The 14,120-nt window shown below is 42.9% G+C and carries 11 protein-coding genes; 1 reads left to right on the forward strand and 10 read right to left on the reverse strand.

All coding sequences use genetic code 11. From position 1 onward, the window contains the following. Positions 1-27 precede the first annotated feature (27 nt). The 8 genes from deoC to H6A61_RS08665 all read right to left on the reverse strand — a co-directional run bounded on the left by deoC (position 28) and on the right by H6A61_RS08665 (position 8,045). Positions 28-918: a deoxyribose-phosphate aldolase gene (deoC, locus tag H6A61_RS08630; protein ID WP_239469162.1), complete on the reverse strand. Its 891-nt coding sequence runs from the start codon at positions 916-918 to the stop codon at positions 28-30. A 71-nt stretch (positions 919-989) separates the two neighbouring features. Further along, a complete protein-coding gene (locus H6A61_RS08635; RefSeq protein ID WP_154044736.1) occupies positions 990-1,310 on the reverse strand; it encodes a nucleotide pyrophosphohydrolase in 321 nt (106 codons plus the stop codon). Positions 1,311-1,411: 101 nt separating this feature from the next. Further along, the gene (gene dtd / locus H6A61_RS08640) at positions 1,412-1,864 is read right to left on the reverse strand and encodes a D-aminoacyl-tRNA deacylase (protein ID WP_204392894.1); all 453 of its coding nucleotides are present in this window, start codon (positions 1,862-1,864) and stop codon (positions 1,412-1,414) included. Positions 1,865-1,876: 12 nt separating this feature from the next. Next, positions 1,877-3,703 (reverse strand): excinuclease ABC subunit UvrC, encoded by a 1,827-nt coding sequence (gene uvrC, locus H6A61_RS08645; RefSeq protein ID WP_204392896.1) that lies wholly within the window; start codon positions 3,701-3,703, stop codon positions 1,877-1,879. Positions 3,704-3,720: 17 nt separating this feature from the next. Further along, on the reverse strand, positions 3,721-4,245 hold the full coding sequence (locus H6A61_RS08650; protein ID WP_204392898.1) for an adenine phosphoribosyltransferase: 525 nt from the start codon (positions 4,243-4,245) through the stop codon (positions 3,721-3,723). Between the two features lie 130 nt (positions 4,246-4,375). Beyond that, positions 4,376-6,247 carry a tRNA uridine-5-carboxymethylaminomethyl(34) synthesis enzyme MnmG gene (mnmG, locus tag H6A61_RS08655; RefSeq protein WP_204392900.1) on the reverse strand — a complete coding sequence of 624 codons (1,872 nt, stop codon included), beginning with the start codon at positions 6,245-6,247 and terminating at the stop codon, positions 4,376-4,378. Positions 6,248-6,367: 120 nt separating this feature from the next. Next, on the reverse strand, positions 6,368-6,790 hold the full coding sequence (ybeY, locus tag H6A61_RS08660) for an rRNA maturation RNase YbeY (RefSeq protein ID WP_204392902.1): 423 nt from the start codon (positions 6,788-6,790) through the stop codon (positions 6,368-6,370). A 22-nt stretch (positions 6,791-6,812) separates the two neighbouring features. Continuing rightward, the gene (locus H6A61_RS08665; protein WP_154044730.1) at positions 6,813-8,045 is read right to left on the reverse strand and encodes a nucleoside recognition domain-containing protein; all 1,233 of its coding nucleotides are present in this window, start codon (positions 8,043-8,045) and stop codon (positions 6,813-6,815) included. A gap of 214 nt (positions 8,046-8,259) precedes the next feature. Here H6A61_RS08665 and H6A61_RS08670 point away from each other — a divergent pair, with 214 nt between their 5' ends. Beyond that, positions 8,260-9,321: a DUF3810 domain-containing protein gene (locus tag H6A61_RS08670; RefSeq protein ID WP_204392904.1), complete on the forward strand. Its 1,062-nt coding sequence runs from the start codon at positions 8,260-8,262 to the stop codon at positions 9,319-9,321. 186 nt (positions 9,322-9,507) lie between these two features. Here the strand turns inward: H6A61_RS08670 and H6A61_RS08675 are convergent, their stop codons facing one another. Together H6A61_RS08675 and H6A61_RS08680 are read right to left on the reverse strand one after the other, a co-directional pair. Further along, positions 9,508-10,812, reverse strand: coding sequence for a TolC family protein (locus H6A61_RS08675; RefSeq protein ID WP_204392906.1), 1,305 nt, complete (start codon positions 10,810-10,812; stop codon positions 9,508-9,510). Between the two features lie 182 nt (positions 10,813-10,994). Further along, positions 10,995-14,111: an efflux RND transporter permease subunit gene (locus tag H6A61_RS08680; protein WP_239469161.1), complete on the reverse strand. Its 3,117-nt coding sequence runs from the start codon at positions 14,109-14,111 to the stop codon at positions 10,995-10,997. Positions 14,112-14,120: the final 9 nt, after the last annotated feature.

Below are 14,120 nucleotides of genomic sequence, written 5' to 3' on the forward strand. Positions count from 1 at the left end.
AACCGTCCTTTTTCGTTTTATGTAGATTTAGAAGAACTTGATGTCTTCACCTGTTATGTCCGAAAGTAAAAGGTTTGCAAGACGACTTGTTCCGAGGCGGAATAGTCCCTCGTTCAGCCATTCTTCTCCAAGTACTTCTTTGGCTATTGTATAATATTTCAAGGCATCTTCCACTGTATTGATACCTCCGGCAGCTTTAAAACCGATCTTTATTCCTGTTTCAAGGAAATATTCCTTTATTGCCTTACACATTATAAAAGCAGCCTCTGGAGTTGCTCCTATGCTTTCCTTTCCGGTAGAAGTCTTGATGAAGTCAGCGCCTGCATACATCGCCAGGATAGAAGCTTTCTTTATGTTTGAAGCGCTTCCCAGTACTCCTGTCTCAAGTATTACTTTCAGTGGCTTTTCTCCACAAACGGCTTTCAGCTCCTCTATTTCGTCGCACATTCCCTCGTAATCTCCGCTAAGGAATTTGCCTACCGGCATAACGATATCTATCTCGTCGGCGCCTGCGTGTATAGCCATGGCTGTTTCGGCTACTTTGACTTCGGTGAATGTCTGTGATGACGGGAAGCCTCCTGAAACACATGCTATCTTGACGTCGTCCGCTTCCAGAGCGTCGTTCACAATTTCTGCCATATTAGGGTAAACACAGACTGCGGCAACGTTTTTCAGGTCAGGATATTTGTCAACAAACTCATTAACCTTCTCTGTGAATTTAAGTATGCTTTCTTCGCTGTCTGTACATTTCAGACTTGTAAGGTCTATGCAATTGAATAAAAATTTCTTTACATCTTTTGTATTGTTCTCATGAAGATATTTATTCAGAATATTATCCGTTGCATAAGTTATTTCATCGTCCTTTATGGCGGTGTTATACTTGTTCAGTGCCTCTGTGTATTTATCACTTGTAGGCATCTCATGTTCATGCTCGTGGTCATGTTCCTGTTCAAAATCGTAGATGTTTTCTTCGTTGTAACTCATAAGCATTATAGTTTTGGATTGTTTTTATGTCTGTCTTTATCTCTTGAAGTTTTCTTTTCGATGTTCTTCTTGAATGCTTCAGTAAGGTTCACGCCTGTCTGGTTTGCCAGGCAGAGCAGTACCCATAATACATCGGCCATTTCGTCTGCCGGATCCTGGTTTTCGCCTTCTTTGAACGACTGGTCGCCGTATTTTCTTGACATCACTCTGGCCAGTTCTCCAACCTCTTCGGTAAGAACCGCCATATTGGTAAGTTCGCTGAAGTATCTTACTCCGTATTCCTTTATCCAGTTGTCAACTGTTTTCTGGGCTTCATCAAGTGTCATATTTTTTGAGTTTTTTGGTTCTTGAGTTTTTGAGTTACTAGTTGACTAGTTGACAAGTTGACGAGGTTACCATCCGGATGGAGAGCCTTGTCAACTAAGATTCATTCCTTATTTTTAGAGTCGATTAAAATAGTAACAGGACCGTTGTTAAGCAGCTCTACTTTCATGTCTGCCCCGAATTCACCTGTGCCAACTTCTTTACCCAATGCCTTGCTTACTTCGCAGCAGAAGTATTCATAGAGTGGGATAGCGGTCTCATGTCCGGCAGCTCTGATGTACGATGGTCTGTTTCCTTTCTTTGTAGAAGCCATAAGAGTGAATTGGCTTACGATTAGAATCTCACCGTTTATGTCCATGATAGATTTGTTCATCACTCCGTTTTCATCGTCGAACACTCTCAGTCCGATAACCTTTTTGCACAGCCAGTCGGCATCTTCTTTAGTGTCGGCTTCCTCTATACCTACAAGTATCATGAAACCTTCCTTTATTGCCGATTTGCACACGCCGTTTATGGTTACCGATGCATGGCTTACTCTCTGTATAACTAGTCTCATATTCTGATAAAATTATTCCTTGTTTAATTCCTCTTTTACGGCCTTTGCAGAGGCTTCTCCTACAACTTTGGATAATTCCTCTATGCTGGTTTCCTTTATTCGTCTGACGCTCTTAAAAGCCTTCAGAAGCGCCGTTTTCTTTTTCTCTCCGATACCCTTGATGTTGTCCAGTGCCGATGCTATCTGGCTCTTGCTTCTCTTGTCGCGATGGAAGGTGATGGCAAATCTGTGCACTTCGTCCTGAATGTTTTCAAGCAGATGGAATAGGGGAGTTCCCTGTTTTATTCCTATGGTCTGCGGTGGAAAACCGGCAAGCACTTCCGATGTCCTGTGGCGGTTGTCTTTTGCTAGTCCCACGATTGGAATATTGAGGTGAAGCTCGTCTTCTATTACCTGTCTTACAACTTCCATCTGTCCTTTTCCACCATCTGTCAGAATAACGTCCGGCAGTTCGCCCTGCTCGTCCAAAATACGTGTATATCTTCGTCTCACCACTTCCTGCATCGAAGCATAATCGTCCGGACCTTCTACTGTTTTTATTATATATTTTCTGTAGTCCTTTTTGCTCGGTTTCGCTTTCTTGAAAACTACGCAAGCTGCTACGGCGTCGGAGCCCTGAATGTTGGAGTTGTCGAAACATTCTATATGTACAGGCATTTTCTCCAGGTGAAGCTGTTCCTGAATCTCCTTCATCAGCCTTACACTCCTCTGCTCCGGATTAAGCTTTTCTGCCTGCTTCAGGCGATCTACTTTATACTGTTTTACGTTCAGAATAGACAGTTCCAAAAGATGTTTTTTGTCGCCTCTTTGTGGCACTGTAAATGTCACTCCGTTCATTTCCATATCCAGTTCGAACGGAACAATAATTTCTTTCGATTTGCTCTGGTATCTTTCGCGCATCTCCACAATACCCAGCTGGAGCAGTTCCTCTTTCGTCTCGTTCATCCGCACTTTATATTCGAAAGTGAATGCCTGGTTTATGCATCCGTTCGTGATGTGCAGATAGTTGATATATGCCACTCCCTCGTCAGTTTCTATAGAGAATACATCGATGTTGTGAAGTATTGAACTTACCACCTCGCTCTTCGATCTGTAGCTTTCCACCAGGTCGTATTTCAGCTTTATCTTATGTGCTTCTTCAAACTTAAGTTCGCTTGCCAGCTTCTGCATCTCGTCCATCAGCATGTCGCTTATGATTCGCGTATTACCTTTCAGAATCTCTTTTATTTCTGCTATCTGCTTCATGTATTCTTCGTGGCTTTGAAGTCCTATACATGGCCCTTTGCAGTTCTTGATATGATATTCCAGGCAAACCTTGAATTTCCCTTGCGATATGTTTTCAGGTGTAAGTGCCAGATGACAAGTGCGCAGATTATAGAGTTTCTTTATAAGCTCCAATACTGCCATCATTGAAGGAACGTGGCTGTAAGGACCGAAGTATGTACCTTCTTTTCTGATTATCTTCCGTGTCTTGAAAACACGTGGAAAATGCTCGTTGCTGATGCAGATAGAAGGGTAGCTCTTGTCGTCTTTAAGCAGGACGTTGTATCGTGGCTTATATTTTTTGATCAGGTTATTTTCCAGCAATAATGCATCCTCCTCTGAGTTTACCACGATGTATTTTATATCCGCAATCTTGCTTACCAGAATCCTTGTCTTTGCCGATTGGTGCTCCTTTGCAAAATACGAATATACGCGTCTTTTCAAGTTCTTTGCCTTACCCACATAAATGATAGTACCTTCGGTGTTCAGGTATTGATAAATCCCTGGACTGTCCGGCAGGTTCAAGACAATTCCCCTAAGATAATCGCTGGTTTTAAGTTCCTCTTTCGAATCCATTATTGCTGAAAAAATATTTAGAGTTCAAGTATCGTTGTGACGTCAACATCTGAAGGGAAAGCCTTTCTTCCGTTAAGGTCTTTCAGCTCTATAACGAAGTTGATATATGTTTCTTTTGCTCCGGCTTTCTTAACCAGTCTGTGTGTAGCTGCCATAGTTCCGCCTGTGGCAAGAAGGTCGTCGTGAAGTAATACCACATCGTCTTCGCTGATGGCATCCTTATGAAGTTGGATAGTGTCAGTTCCGTATTCCTTTTCGTAAGTCTCTTCAATTACTTCTGCCGGAAGTTTTCCTGGCTTGCGGGCCATGATAAAACCGGCTCCAAGTCTTGCAGCCAAAGCACCGCCAAGGATAAATCCTCTTGACTCGATTCCTACGACTTTAGTGATGCCTTTGTCCTTATACATTTCATACAGCTCGTCTATCAGACCGCTAAGGCACTCGCTGTTTTTGAATAGGGTGGTAACGTCATAGAACAGAATTCCCGGCTTTGGGAAGTCTGGAATCTCACGGAGGTTCTTTCTTAAAGTTTCTTTGTTCATTGGTTTTGATTTTATTTGTTCAAGCCTTAAAGTTTTACGTTAACCATACTTTAAACTTTAATGCGTTTTCCTTTATTTACAGTGATTTGCGGGTAATCCTTAAACAAATTGTTTCACGTGAAACATCGTTTTATCGTCCCATGAGAACAAGTAGCACATTGATGTCGCTAGGAGATATACCCGGTATTCGGCTTGCCTGTGCCAGTGTTTCAGGATCTATCTTCTTTAGCTTTTGTCTTGCCTCGGTTGACAGTGACTGGAGGGTGTCATAGTCGAATTTGCCTTTTATCTTGATTGACTCCAGACGGTGTATCTTGTCGGCTATCATTCTCTCGCGGTCGATGTATCCTTTGTATTTAATCTGTACTTCGGCCGCCTCTATAATTTCTTCCTTGCGGTCTTCTATTCTGTCGAGAACAGCCTTGAATGCCGGAACAAGAGGAGCTATGTTTTCTATCGTAATTTGCGGACGGCTTATCAGGTCTATTAGCTTACATCCGTGAACCAGTCTTGCAGTTCCTAATGCTTCCAGACCATCGTTTATCTTGTCGGCCTTGATAGAGTAGGTTTTGGTGAATTCCACTATCTTCTCTATTTCTTCACGCTTCTTGCAGAGGATGTCGTATCTGTCCTGTTTTGCAAGTCCGAGCTTGTATGCCTTTTCTGTAAGTCTGAAGTCGGCATCATCCTGTCTCAGCAAGATTCTGTATTCTGCTCTTGAAGTAAACATACGGTAAGGTTCGTCCACACCTTTTGTCACAAGGTCGTCTATCAGAACGCCTATATAAGCTTCGTCTCTTCCCAATACGAAAGGCTCTCCGCCATGACAGTTGATATGAGCATTGATACCTGCAATGATACCCTGACCGCCTGCTTCCTCGTAACCTGTAGTACCGTTCACCTGACCGGCAAAGAACAGGTTCTTGACGATCTTCGATTCGAGTGTATGCTTGAGTTGGGTAGGGTCGAAGTAGTCGTATTCTATGGCATATCCCGAGCGGTAAAGCACCACATCCTTAAAGCAAGGAATCTTCTTCAAAGCCTCAAGCTGGATGTCCATAGGTAGGGAAGAGGAGAACCCGTTGAGGTAAAGTTCCTGTGTAGTCTCTCCTTCCGGTTCCAGAAAAAGCTGGTGCTGCGGTTTGTCCGGGAAAGTTACGATTTTCGTTTCTATACTCGGGCAGTAGCGAGGACCGATACTCTGGATTTGTCCGTTGTAAAGAGGGGAGTCCGCCAGTCCGTTTCTCAGTGTGGCATGAACCTCTTCGTTAGTAAAACAAGTCCAGCACTGAAGTTGTTTAAGTTCTCTTGGCTTACTTATGAATGAAAATCTGTGGAAATCGTTCTCGCCGTCCTGAGGCTCCATGAGGTCGAAGTGTACGCTTCTTGCGTCAATTCTTACCGGTGTACCTGTTTTCATTCTTCCGGCAGTGATGCCATGTCTGGTTATAGACTCAGTAAGATGATAAGAAGCAGGTTCTGCGCAACGTCCTCCGGCGAGCATCTTGCGTCCTATGTGCATAAGCCCGTTGAGGAATGTGCCTGCTGTGAGAACAATACATTTTGCATAGAATGTCACGCCCCAGCAAGTTATCAACCCTTTAACTTCCCCATTTTCGATTATAAGTTCTTCCACAGTATCCTGCCATATATGCAGGTTAGGAATGTTCTCGAGAACCTCTCTCCATGCCCATATGAATTTGCCTCTGTCGCACTGCGCGCGAGGGCTCCACATGGCAGGACCTTTTGAGCGGTTCAGCATTCGGAACTGTATGGCAGTCTTGTCTGTCACTAATCCCATGTATCCGCCCAACGCGTCAATCTCTCTTACTATCTGTCCCTTTGCAATACCACCTACCGCAGGGTTGCAGCTCATCTGTGCAATCTTGTTCATGTCCATTGTTATCAGACATGTCTTGGATCCAAGATTGGCTGCTGCCGCAGCAGCTTCACAACCTGCATGACCGGCACCGATTACAATAACGTCGTACTTAAATTCCATTGAATTATGATGTTTATTACTGGTTGCAAAATTAGTGAAAATTATCGTTGTTTTTCCCCCTTGCAAATATCATTTAACAAAGTAGGGCGAGAAATTCCCGCCCCACTACTTTTGTTCTAATTATTTCATTTCCTTAAGCATATCCAGTGCCTTGTTCTCTGCCGCTTCCATTATCTCTCTTCCTCCCGGTCCCTTGTCGTTTATTCCGCACAGGTGCAGGATTCCGTGGATAATCACTCGGTGCAGTTCCGTATCGTATTCCGCTCCGAACTGTTCGGCATTCGTTCTTACAGTGTCAAGGCTTATGAACAGGTCGCCTGATATTCGCTTGCCTTCACAATAGTCGAATGTGATGATGTCAGTGTAATAATCATGTTGCAGATACTGTCTGTTTACTTCCAGAATCTTTTCGTCCGAGCAGAAGATGTAGGCAATCTCTCCCACGCGCAAACCGTACGAGGCGGCTACGGCTTTTATCCATTCTGTAGTTTCTCTCTTTTTGATGTCGGGCATTTCAACCCCGTCTGTCTGATAAGTAATCATACGTTATATAAGTTTTAGTTTTTTATCCGAAGAAAAGATAGCATATAAATATGGCTGAAATTATTCCTGCCAAGTCAGCCAATAGTCCGCAAGGAACAGCATGTCTTGTCTTGCTTATTCCTACACTTCCGAAGTAAACGGCGAGGATATAGAAAGTGGTATCTGTAGAGCCTTGGAAGATACAAGCCATACGTCCTACGAACGAATCTGCACCGTATGTTGTCATTGCATCAACCATCAGTCCGCGTGCCCCGCTTCCGCTCAATGGCTTCATAATTGCTGTAGGCAGTGCCGCTACAAACTCGCTGTCTATTCCGCACCAGCCAACCAATGTGGCTACTCCGTTGATGATATAATCCATGCTTCCCGAAGCGCGGAACACCCCTATCGCTACCAGTATCGCTACCAGATATGGTATGATTCTTACAGCTGTGGTGAATCCTTCTTTCGCACCGTCAACAAATGCATCGTAAACATTGACCTTCTTGCGTATCCCGGCAAGTATAAAGCCGATAATAATCAGGAACAGGAATACATTTGCAGTCGTGGTGGAATATATGTCAATCATCTCTCTTGAAAGCGTGGTGAAAAAATATATTATACCTGCTATGAACAGGCTGGCTCCACCCAGAAACAGTAGTATAGTCCTGTTCAGAAGATTGATTTTCTGATAAACGCTTACTGCGATAATTCCTGCCAAGGTTGAAAAGAACGTAGCAAGCAGTATCGGTACGAATACATCTGTAGGCTGTGCGGCTCCAAGTTGCGCTCTGTAAACCATTATGCTTATTGGAATAATGGTAAGTCCGGAGGTATTCAGTACAAGGAACATTATCATCGGATTGCTGGCAGTATCCTTTTTTGTGTTCAGTTCCTGAAGTCCTTCCATAGCTTTCAGTCCTAACGGAGTGGCGGCATTGTCCAGTCCCAGCATATTGGCTGCAAGGTTCATGAATATACTTCCTGTCACAGGATGTCCTTTCGGTATATCGGGAAACAGCTTTGTGAACAGCGGACTCAGTACTCTTGAGAACATATTAATTACTCCCCCCAGTTCCCCTATTTTCATAATTCCAAGCCATAAAGACAACACCCCTGTCAGTCCCAGTGAGATGTCGAACGCTGTCTTAGCCGAGTCAAAAGTCGAATTGATGATAGCCGGAAAAACGCCTGTGTCGCCCATAAAGACCAGTCTTACTGCTGCCACTACGAATGCGATAAGGAAAAATGCTATCCAGATGTAGTTCAATACCATAAATCGTTTATCGTTTTTTGGTTATAAATCAGTTAGAAAAATCTTTTACAAAAATAAGTATTTTAATCAGAAAAAGATAATTTTGCCGTCACTTAAACTTAATAATTAAAAAGTTGACAAGGCTTCAGTTACAAGTTGACAAGGTTCTATATCCGGATGGCAACCTCGTTAACTTGTCAACTCGTCAACTTCTAACCTAAAAACTCAAAAATATATGTTCAAGTTTAAATATTTCCGTTGGACCCTGCTCCTGCTGCTCTTTCTGTTTGTAATTCTCTCGTCGCTGAATGTCGGTGTCGCAGAGTTTTATTCACGTAGTATTTATCCGTCATTGTCATATGTGCTTTCTGCATTATCATCCGTTGTGCCGTTTTCTCTTGATGAGATAGGTGTCTTACTGATGATAATGTCAGTCGTAGTATTTCCGTTTGTATGGCGGATATGCAGAAAACTGAAATGGAAAACGGTTCTATTGCGTGAGGCAGAAATGCTTTTATGGATATACGTGTGGTTTTATATCGGTTGGGGAATAAATTATTATCGTGAAAGTTTTTTCACAAGGGCCGGTGTCTCTCCTGCTAAATACGATGAACAGCGTTTTAAAGATTTTCTGTATTCATATACCGACAGTCTGAACAGTTACTGTTGCAATATTGATACCGTATCTGCGGAGCATGTTCATGAAGAGATAAAATTATCTTACAAAAAAGTATCTGATGTCTATGGGCTCACCACTCCCCGTTCGTTTCAGCATCCAAAGGCACTACTTTTCAATTCCCTTTATTCCGGTTCCGGTGTTCTCGGATTTATGGGACCGTTCTTTGCCGAGTCGCATATCAATATGCAGATTACTCCGTTGGAGTATCCTTTCACATATGCTCACGAACTTTCCCATCTTTTGGGAATAAGCAGCGAGGCGGAAGCAAATCTTTGGGCATATCAGACCTGTCTTCTTTCTTCCGATGCTGAGATTAAGTACAGTGGTTATTTCGGTCTCTTTCCATATGTGCTGATGAATGCGCGAGGTCTGTTGAATGAAGAGGATTATAAAAACTGGATTTCCGGTGTCCGGCCGGAAGTGATAAAACAGTATAAGGAGAAGCGCATGCATTGGTCCTCTCTCTATAGTCCGTTGCTTGGCGAAATTCAGTCGGCAATGTATGAAATCTATCTGAAGGGTAACAGAATTTCGTCCGGACAGAAAAATTATGCCGAGGTTATCGGTCTTTTGTTGTCGTTGCCCGATGAAGGTATAAAAATGCTTGCTGAGAATTGAAAAAATCGGGTATCTGTACGTGATGACTCTGATTTTTTAATTCTCGCAAGCCTGTCAATAACTGTATTATATACTATTTTATAGCATTCTGTTAATAAAATATTCGTAATACAGCACTATGTGTAACATAAGTATAAAGATTGTTTGTGTGTGGCTGTCTTTTTGATATTATTTATTTGAAAATAATTATTGATAATCCGGAGAGAAATTCTGATTTAGCCTTCCGGTTGCCCTTAAATACTCGGTTTCATAAATTTTATACTGTGTTTGTGCTTCGATGAGATTGCTTTTTGCCTGTTTCCACTGCGACTGTGCATCGAGCAAGTCAGTAAGCAGTGCCATCGAAACATTGTATTTGTTATTGGTTACTCTCAAATTCTCCTCCGCCTGTTTAAGTCCAACTTCTGCCGTCCTGATAAGTTGGTAACCGTCGTAAACATTTTTCAGAGCGCTTTGAGCTTCCAAAGTCATAAGCCGTGAGTTCCTGCTTAATTCCAGTTCTGCATTCTTGAAATCAAGCTTTGCTTTTTTTACTTTCTTCAGATTTGCACCCCACTCGAATATCGGAATATTCACAGACAGCATTACAGCCCCTAACCCGTCGCGGAATTCCTGTGAGTACGGCACCATGGTTCCGTTGCCTGCGTCAACCATACTGTTAAGCTTGATATTGCCGTAATATGTATATCCTGCTACAAGTCCTATTGTTGGCAGCATGTTTGCGCGCGACATCTGTATCTGCTTTTGAGTGGCATCCATCTGATGTTTGAGCAGATTGAGCTCCGGTCGTCCGTTAATATCCGCTGTCAGAAGTCCAGGCTCATTAACGTGTATCGTCGTGTCAGTAAGCTCAAGTTCTGCATTTGAGTCAATGCCGGTGATTCTGCATAGCGACATGCGGCATAAGTCCTCTCCGTTCTTTGCCTTCTGTATCTGGTATAAAATGTCACTCCTGCTTGCCTCTATCCTCAGAAGCTCATTCTCTGTGCTTAGCCCTGCCCCAACAGCGGTTTTCACTTGAGAATACAGCGAATCCATCTGTTCTTTATAACTGTCCAGCATTTTTACCTTTTGTCTGACGGCAATAAGTGTCCAGTAAGCATTGTCGGCTTCTACCAGCACGTCCATCATTGTCATCCTTTTCTGTTCGGCTGCTATAGACTCTCCCAGTTTTGAGAGTTTCTTTCCTGTCATTATCTTTCCTCCTGCGTATAGTGGTTGAGTAAGGGTTATTCCTGCCATATACATTCCCCGCATTCTGAGATCCATACCCATCATGTCCATATCCGGAAATACGTATGTTCCGGTGCCTGAAGCCTCGATTTTCGGAAGGAAAGCCGAAGTTGCTATTTTATTGTCCAGTTGCGACTGCTGGTATTTATGTTCTGCCTGTTGCAGGGATTCGCTTTGTGATAAAGCCATTTCCCGGCATGAAACCAGGCTTAGCTTTATTGTTTCCTGAGCTTTTACGTTTATATTCTGGATAAACATAAAAACAGTTGTTGTAAATAATATTTGAAAAAACCTGTATCTCATATATGTGTGAGTTTTTGAGTTTGAAAGTTTATTAGTTACAAGTTGACGAGTTGACAAGTCAACGAGGTTGCCATCCGGATATAGAATCTTGTCAACTTGTAACTGAAGCCTTGTTACCTGCTATAAGACCTTGTTACCTATATTTTTCTGATATTGAAAAGTACCGTATAGAAGATAGGCAACAATATCAATGTGATAAGTGTACCTACTGCCAGTCCTCCCATTATGGTGATTGCCATTGAGCTGTACATCGGGTCGGTAATGAGAGGTATCATGCCTACTATTGTAGTGAGTGATGCCATCAATACCGGGCGGACTCTGGAGACGGTAGCTTCGATTACTGCTGTATATGGTATTTTCTTTTCTTCTGTCTGCAGTCTGTTAATTTCGTCCACAAGTACAATCGCATTCTTGACCATCATACCTATCAGCCCCATCATACCTATAATTGCCATAAATGTCATAGGCTGGTTTGTTATTAATAATGAAGGAACGATACCGCAAAATACGAACGGGAAACATATCAGAATGAGTATAACCTTTTTCCAGCTGTTGAACAGCAAAAGAAGAATGGCAAGGATAATGAAGATAGTAATAGGTACATATTTCATTAGGTTGTTGATGGCTTCTCCCTGTACTTCTCCTTCGCCTACCCATCTCATGCTGTATCCTGCCGGTAAGTCAATGCCTTCAATCTCCTCTTTTATTGATTCCACTACTTTTGCCGGTGTGGCTTCGTCAATTTCTGAGTTTGGGTCACATTCTGCCTCAATAACCCTTTGTCCGTTTAGGCGCATAACGATATCTTCATCCCATTCCATAGTTATTCCTTCAGCGACACGGCTTAGGGGTGTGGCACGGAAAATCTTGTCCTGCAACTCACTCATTCCTTTCCCTCCTGCAATGGCTGAGTTCAGTTCGTCATTGGACATATGAAAGTTCATCATGCTCCATACAGGAATATCGTTCAAATCGTCTATACGGCTTCCGTCTTCGTTTCTTACAAGCATGTTTACCACGATAGTCTTGTCTTTATCATTTATTGCTCCTACTGGCATTCCGTCTGTGGCAGCCATAAGGGCATTGGCAATATCACTTCTTCCTACTCCTGAACGCAGTGCATCCTGTTGTAAATATTTTGTGGCGTACGATTTACCGTATGGCTTCCAGTTGTTTTGTACGGAATACGGGTCAACGTACTCGCATTTTCTCATTATATCCTCTGCCTTGCAGCTCAATTCTTTCAGTACGGCAGGGTCCGGTCCGGCAAATTCTACCTCTACAGTGTGTGACGTAGAGATTGAGAAATTATACTTCCTGCAGCGTATGTATGCGTCAGGATATTTTTCTCTTAATTCACGTCTTATATCGGGTATCTGTTTCACTACCGTATTATAGTCTTTGCAGTCGATAATCAGCTCGCCGTAGCAGTCACCTCCGGATGTCATCGGTCTGACAAGACAATAATGTGCAGGTGCGCTTCCCTGACTGACAGCAATTCTTTCTATATCCTTGCGTTCGGACAATAGATTGCTCATCTCCAGAAGTTTGTTCCGTACCACATTCGGACTGGTGGCAGAAGGGAAAAAGCATTCCACTACATATTGTTTATAGTCGAAATCAGGGAAAAACAAATTCTTGACTTTGCTCATTCCTACAAAACACAATATCAGTATTGCAAATGCAACTCCTATGGCCGTTTTTTTATAGTCTATAAGTCGTGATATAGTGCCACGTACAAACTTGTGTACAGGTGAATTCATTACTGTTTTATTACCATTTTCGGCAGTATGTTCCCTTGCCGGTAACCATGTTTTTGCACATACAGGTACTTGCACAAGAGCCAGTATCCAGCTTGCCAGAAGACTTACACATAATACCAGGAACAGATCGCCTGAATACTCTCCTGCCGAATCAGGCGACAGATAGACACACAGGAATGTGGACGCAGCAATAATTGTGGCACCAAGCAGCGGCATAGCTGTGTTCTGCCCTATTCTGTAGAGGTAGTTCTTTGGCGCAAATCCGCGTTTCTTATCTATAAGGATACCGTCCATTATAACCACGGCATTGTCCACAAGCATACCCATAGCCACGATGAATGCTCCCAATGATATTCGTTGCAGCGTGGTTCCGCATACCAACAGTATAGGGAAAGATACGGCAACCGTAAGTATCAGACCAAATCCGATAATAAGACCACTACGGAATCCCATAGTGAATATCAGTACCAGTATTACTATGGCTACTGATTCTACCAGATTCCACATAAATGAAGAAATGGCATCCTCCACCTTATCAGGTTGGAAAAATATCTTCTCTGTGTTCATTCCAGCCGGGATATTCTTCATGACCTCATTAAGCCGTTTGTCAACTGCCTTACCTACGTCAGGTACTATGGCCGACGATTCCATTGCTATACAGATTGCGAGCGCCGGTTTGCCGTTGACGAAGAAACCGTTCCTTTGAGGCTCGGAGTATGTCCTTTCTATTTTGGCTATATCTCCTAATCTTAAAGTTTTACCGTCTGTGGTCTGTATCAGAAGATTCTTGATGTCGTTTTCATCCTTGCTTTCGGAATCCACATAAATAGGAATAAGTTCGTTTCCACTCTGATATTTTCCGGCATTTACTGTCTTGAAAGCTCCTTGCAAAGTGGACATGATTTGTGTAGGTATAACTCCGTTTCTTGAAATCTGTTCCTTTGAAAGAGTGATATTTATTACCTCGTCACGGTTTCCTACAATATTTATTCGCTTCACGCCTTTTACGCCGGACAGTTCACGCTTTATCATTTGGGCATATTTGTACATTTCAGGATAATCATATCCGTCGGCGGTAAATGCGTAGAAGATACCGTAAACGTCCATCATGTCGTCTATCACTATAGGGTCATAACATCCCTGTGGAAGTCTGGAGGATGCATCGTTCACCTTGCGGCGCAGCAGGTCGAAATGCTGTTCCAGATTTTTGGTAAGGACGGTCATTTGGAATTCCACCGTAAACATTGCCATTCCGTTTCTGCATTCGGTCTTTATCTTGTTTACATCAGGCAGTGCCCGCAATTCCTCTTCCATCATCAGAGCCACTTTAAGCTCCGTTTCGTGTGCGCTCGCTCCAGGATATGGTACTATAACCATAGCCTGTTTTGCTGAGACTGCCGGGTCTTCAAGTTTAGGCATCTGGACGAAAGAAAGTATTCCGGCAATTATTATAGCTGTTACGAACGACCAGAATTGCATTGGCCGTTTCATAAAGTATTC

It is taken from the genome of Bacteroides caecigallinarum (assembly GCF_016901995.1).
Lineage (GTDB): Bacteria > Bacteroidota > Bacteroidia > Bacteroidales > Bacteroidaceae > Phocaeicola > Phocaeicola cellulolyticus.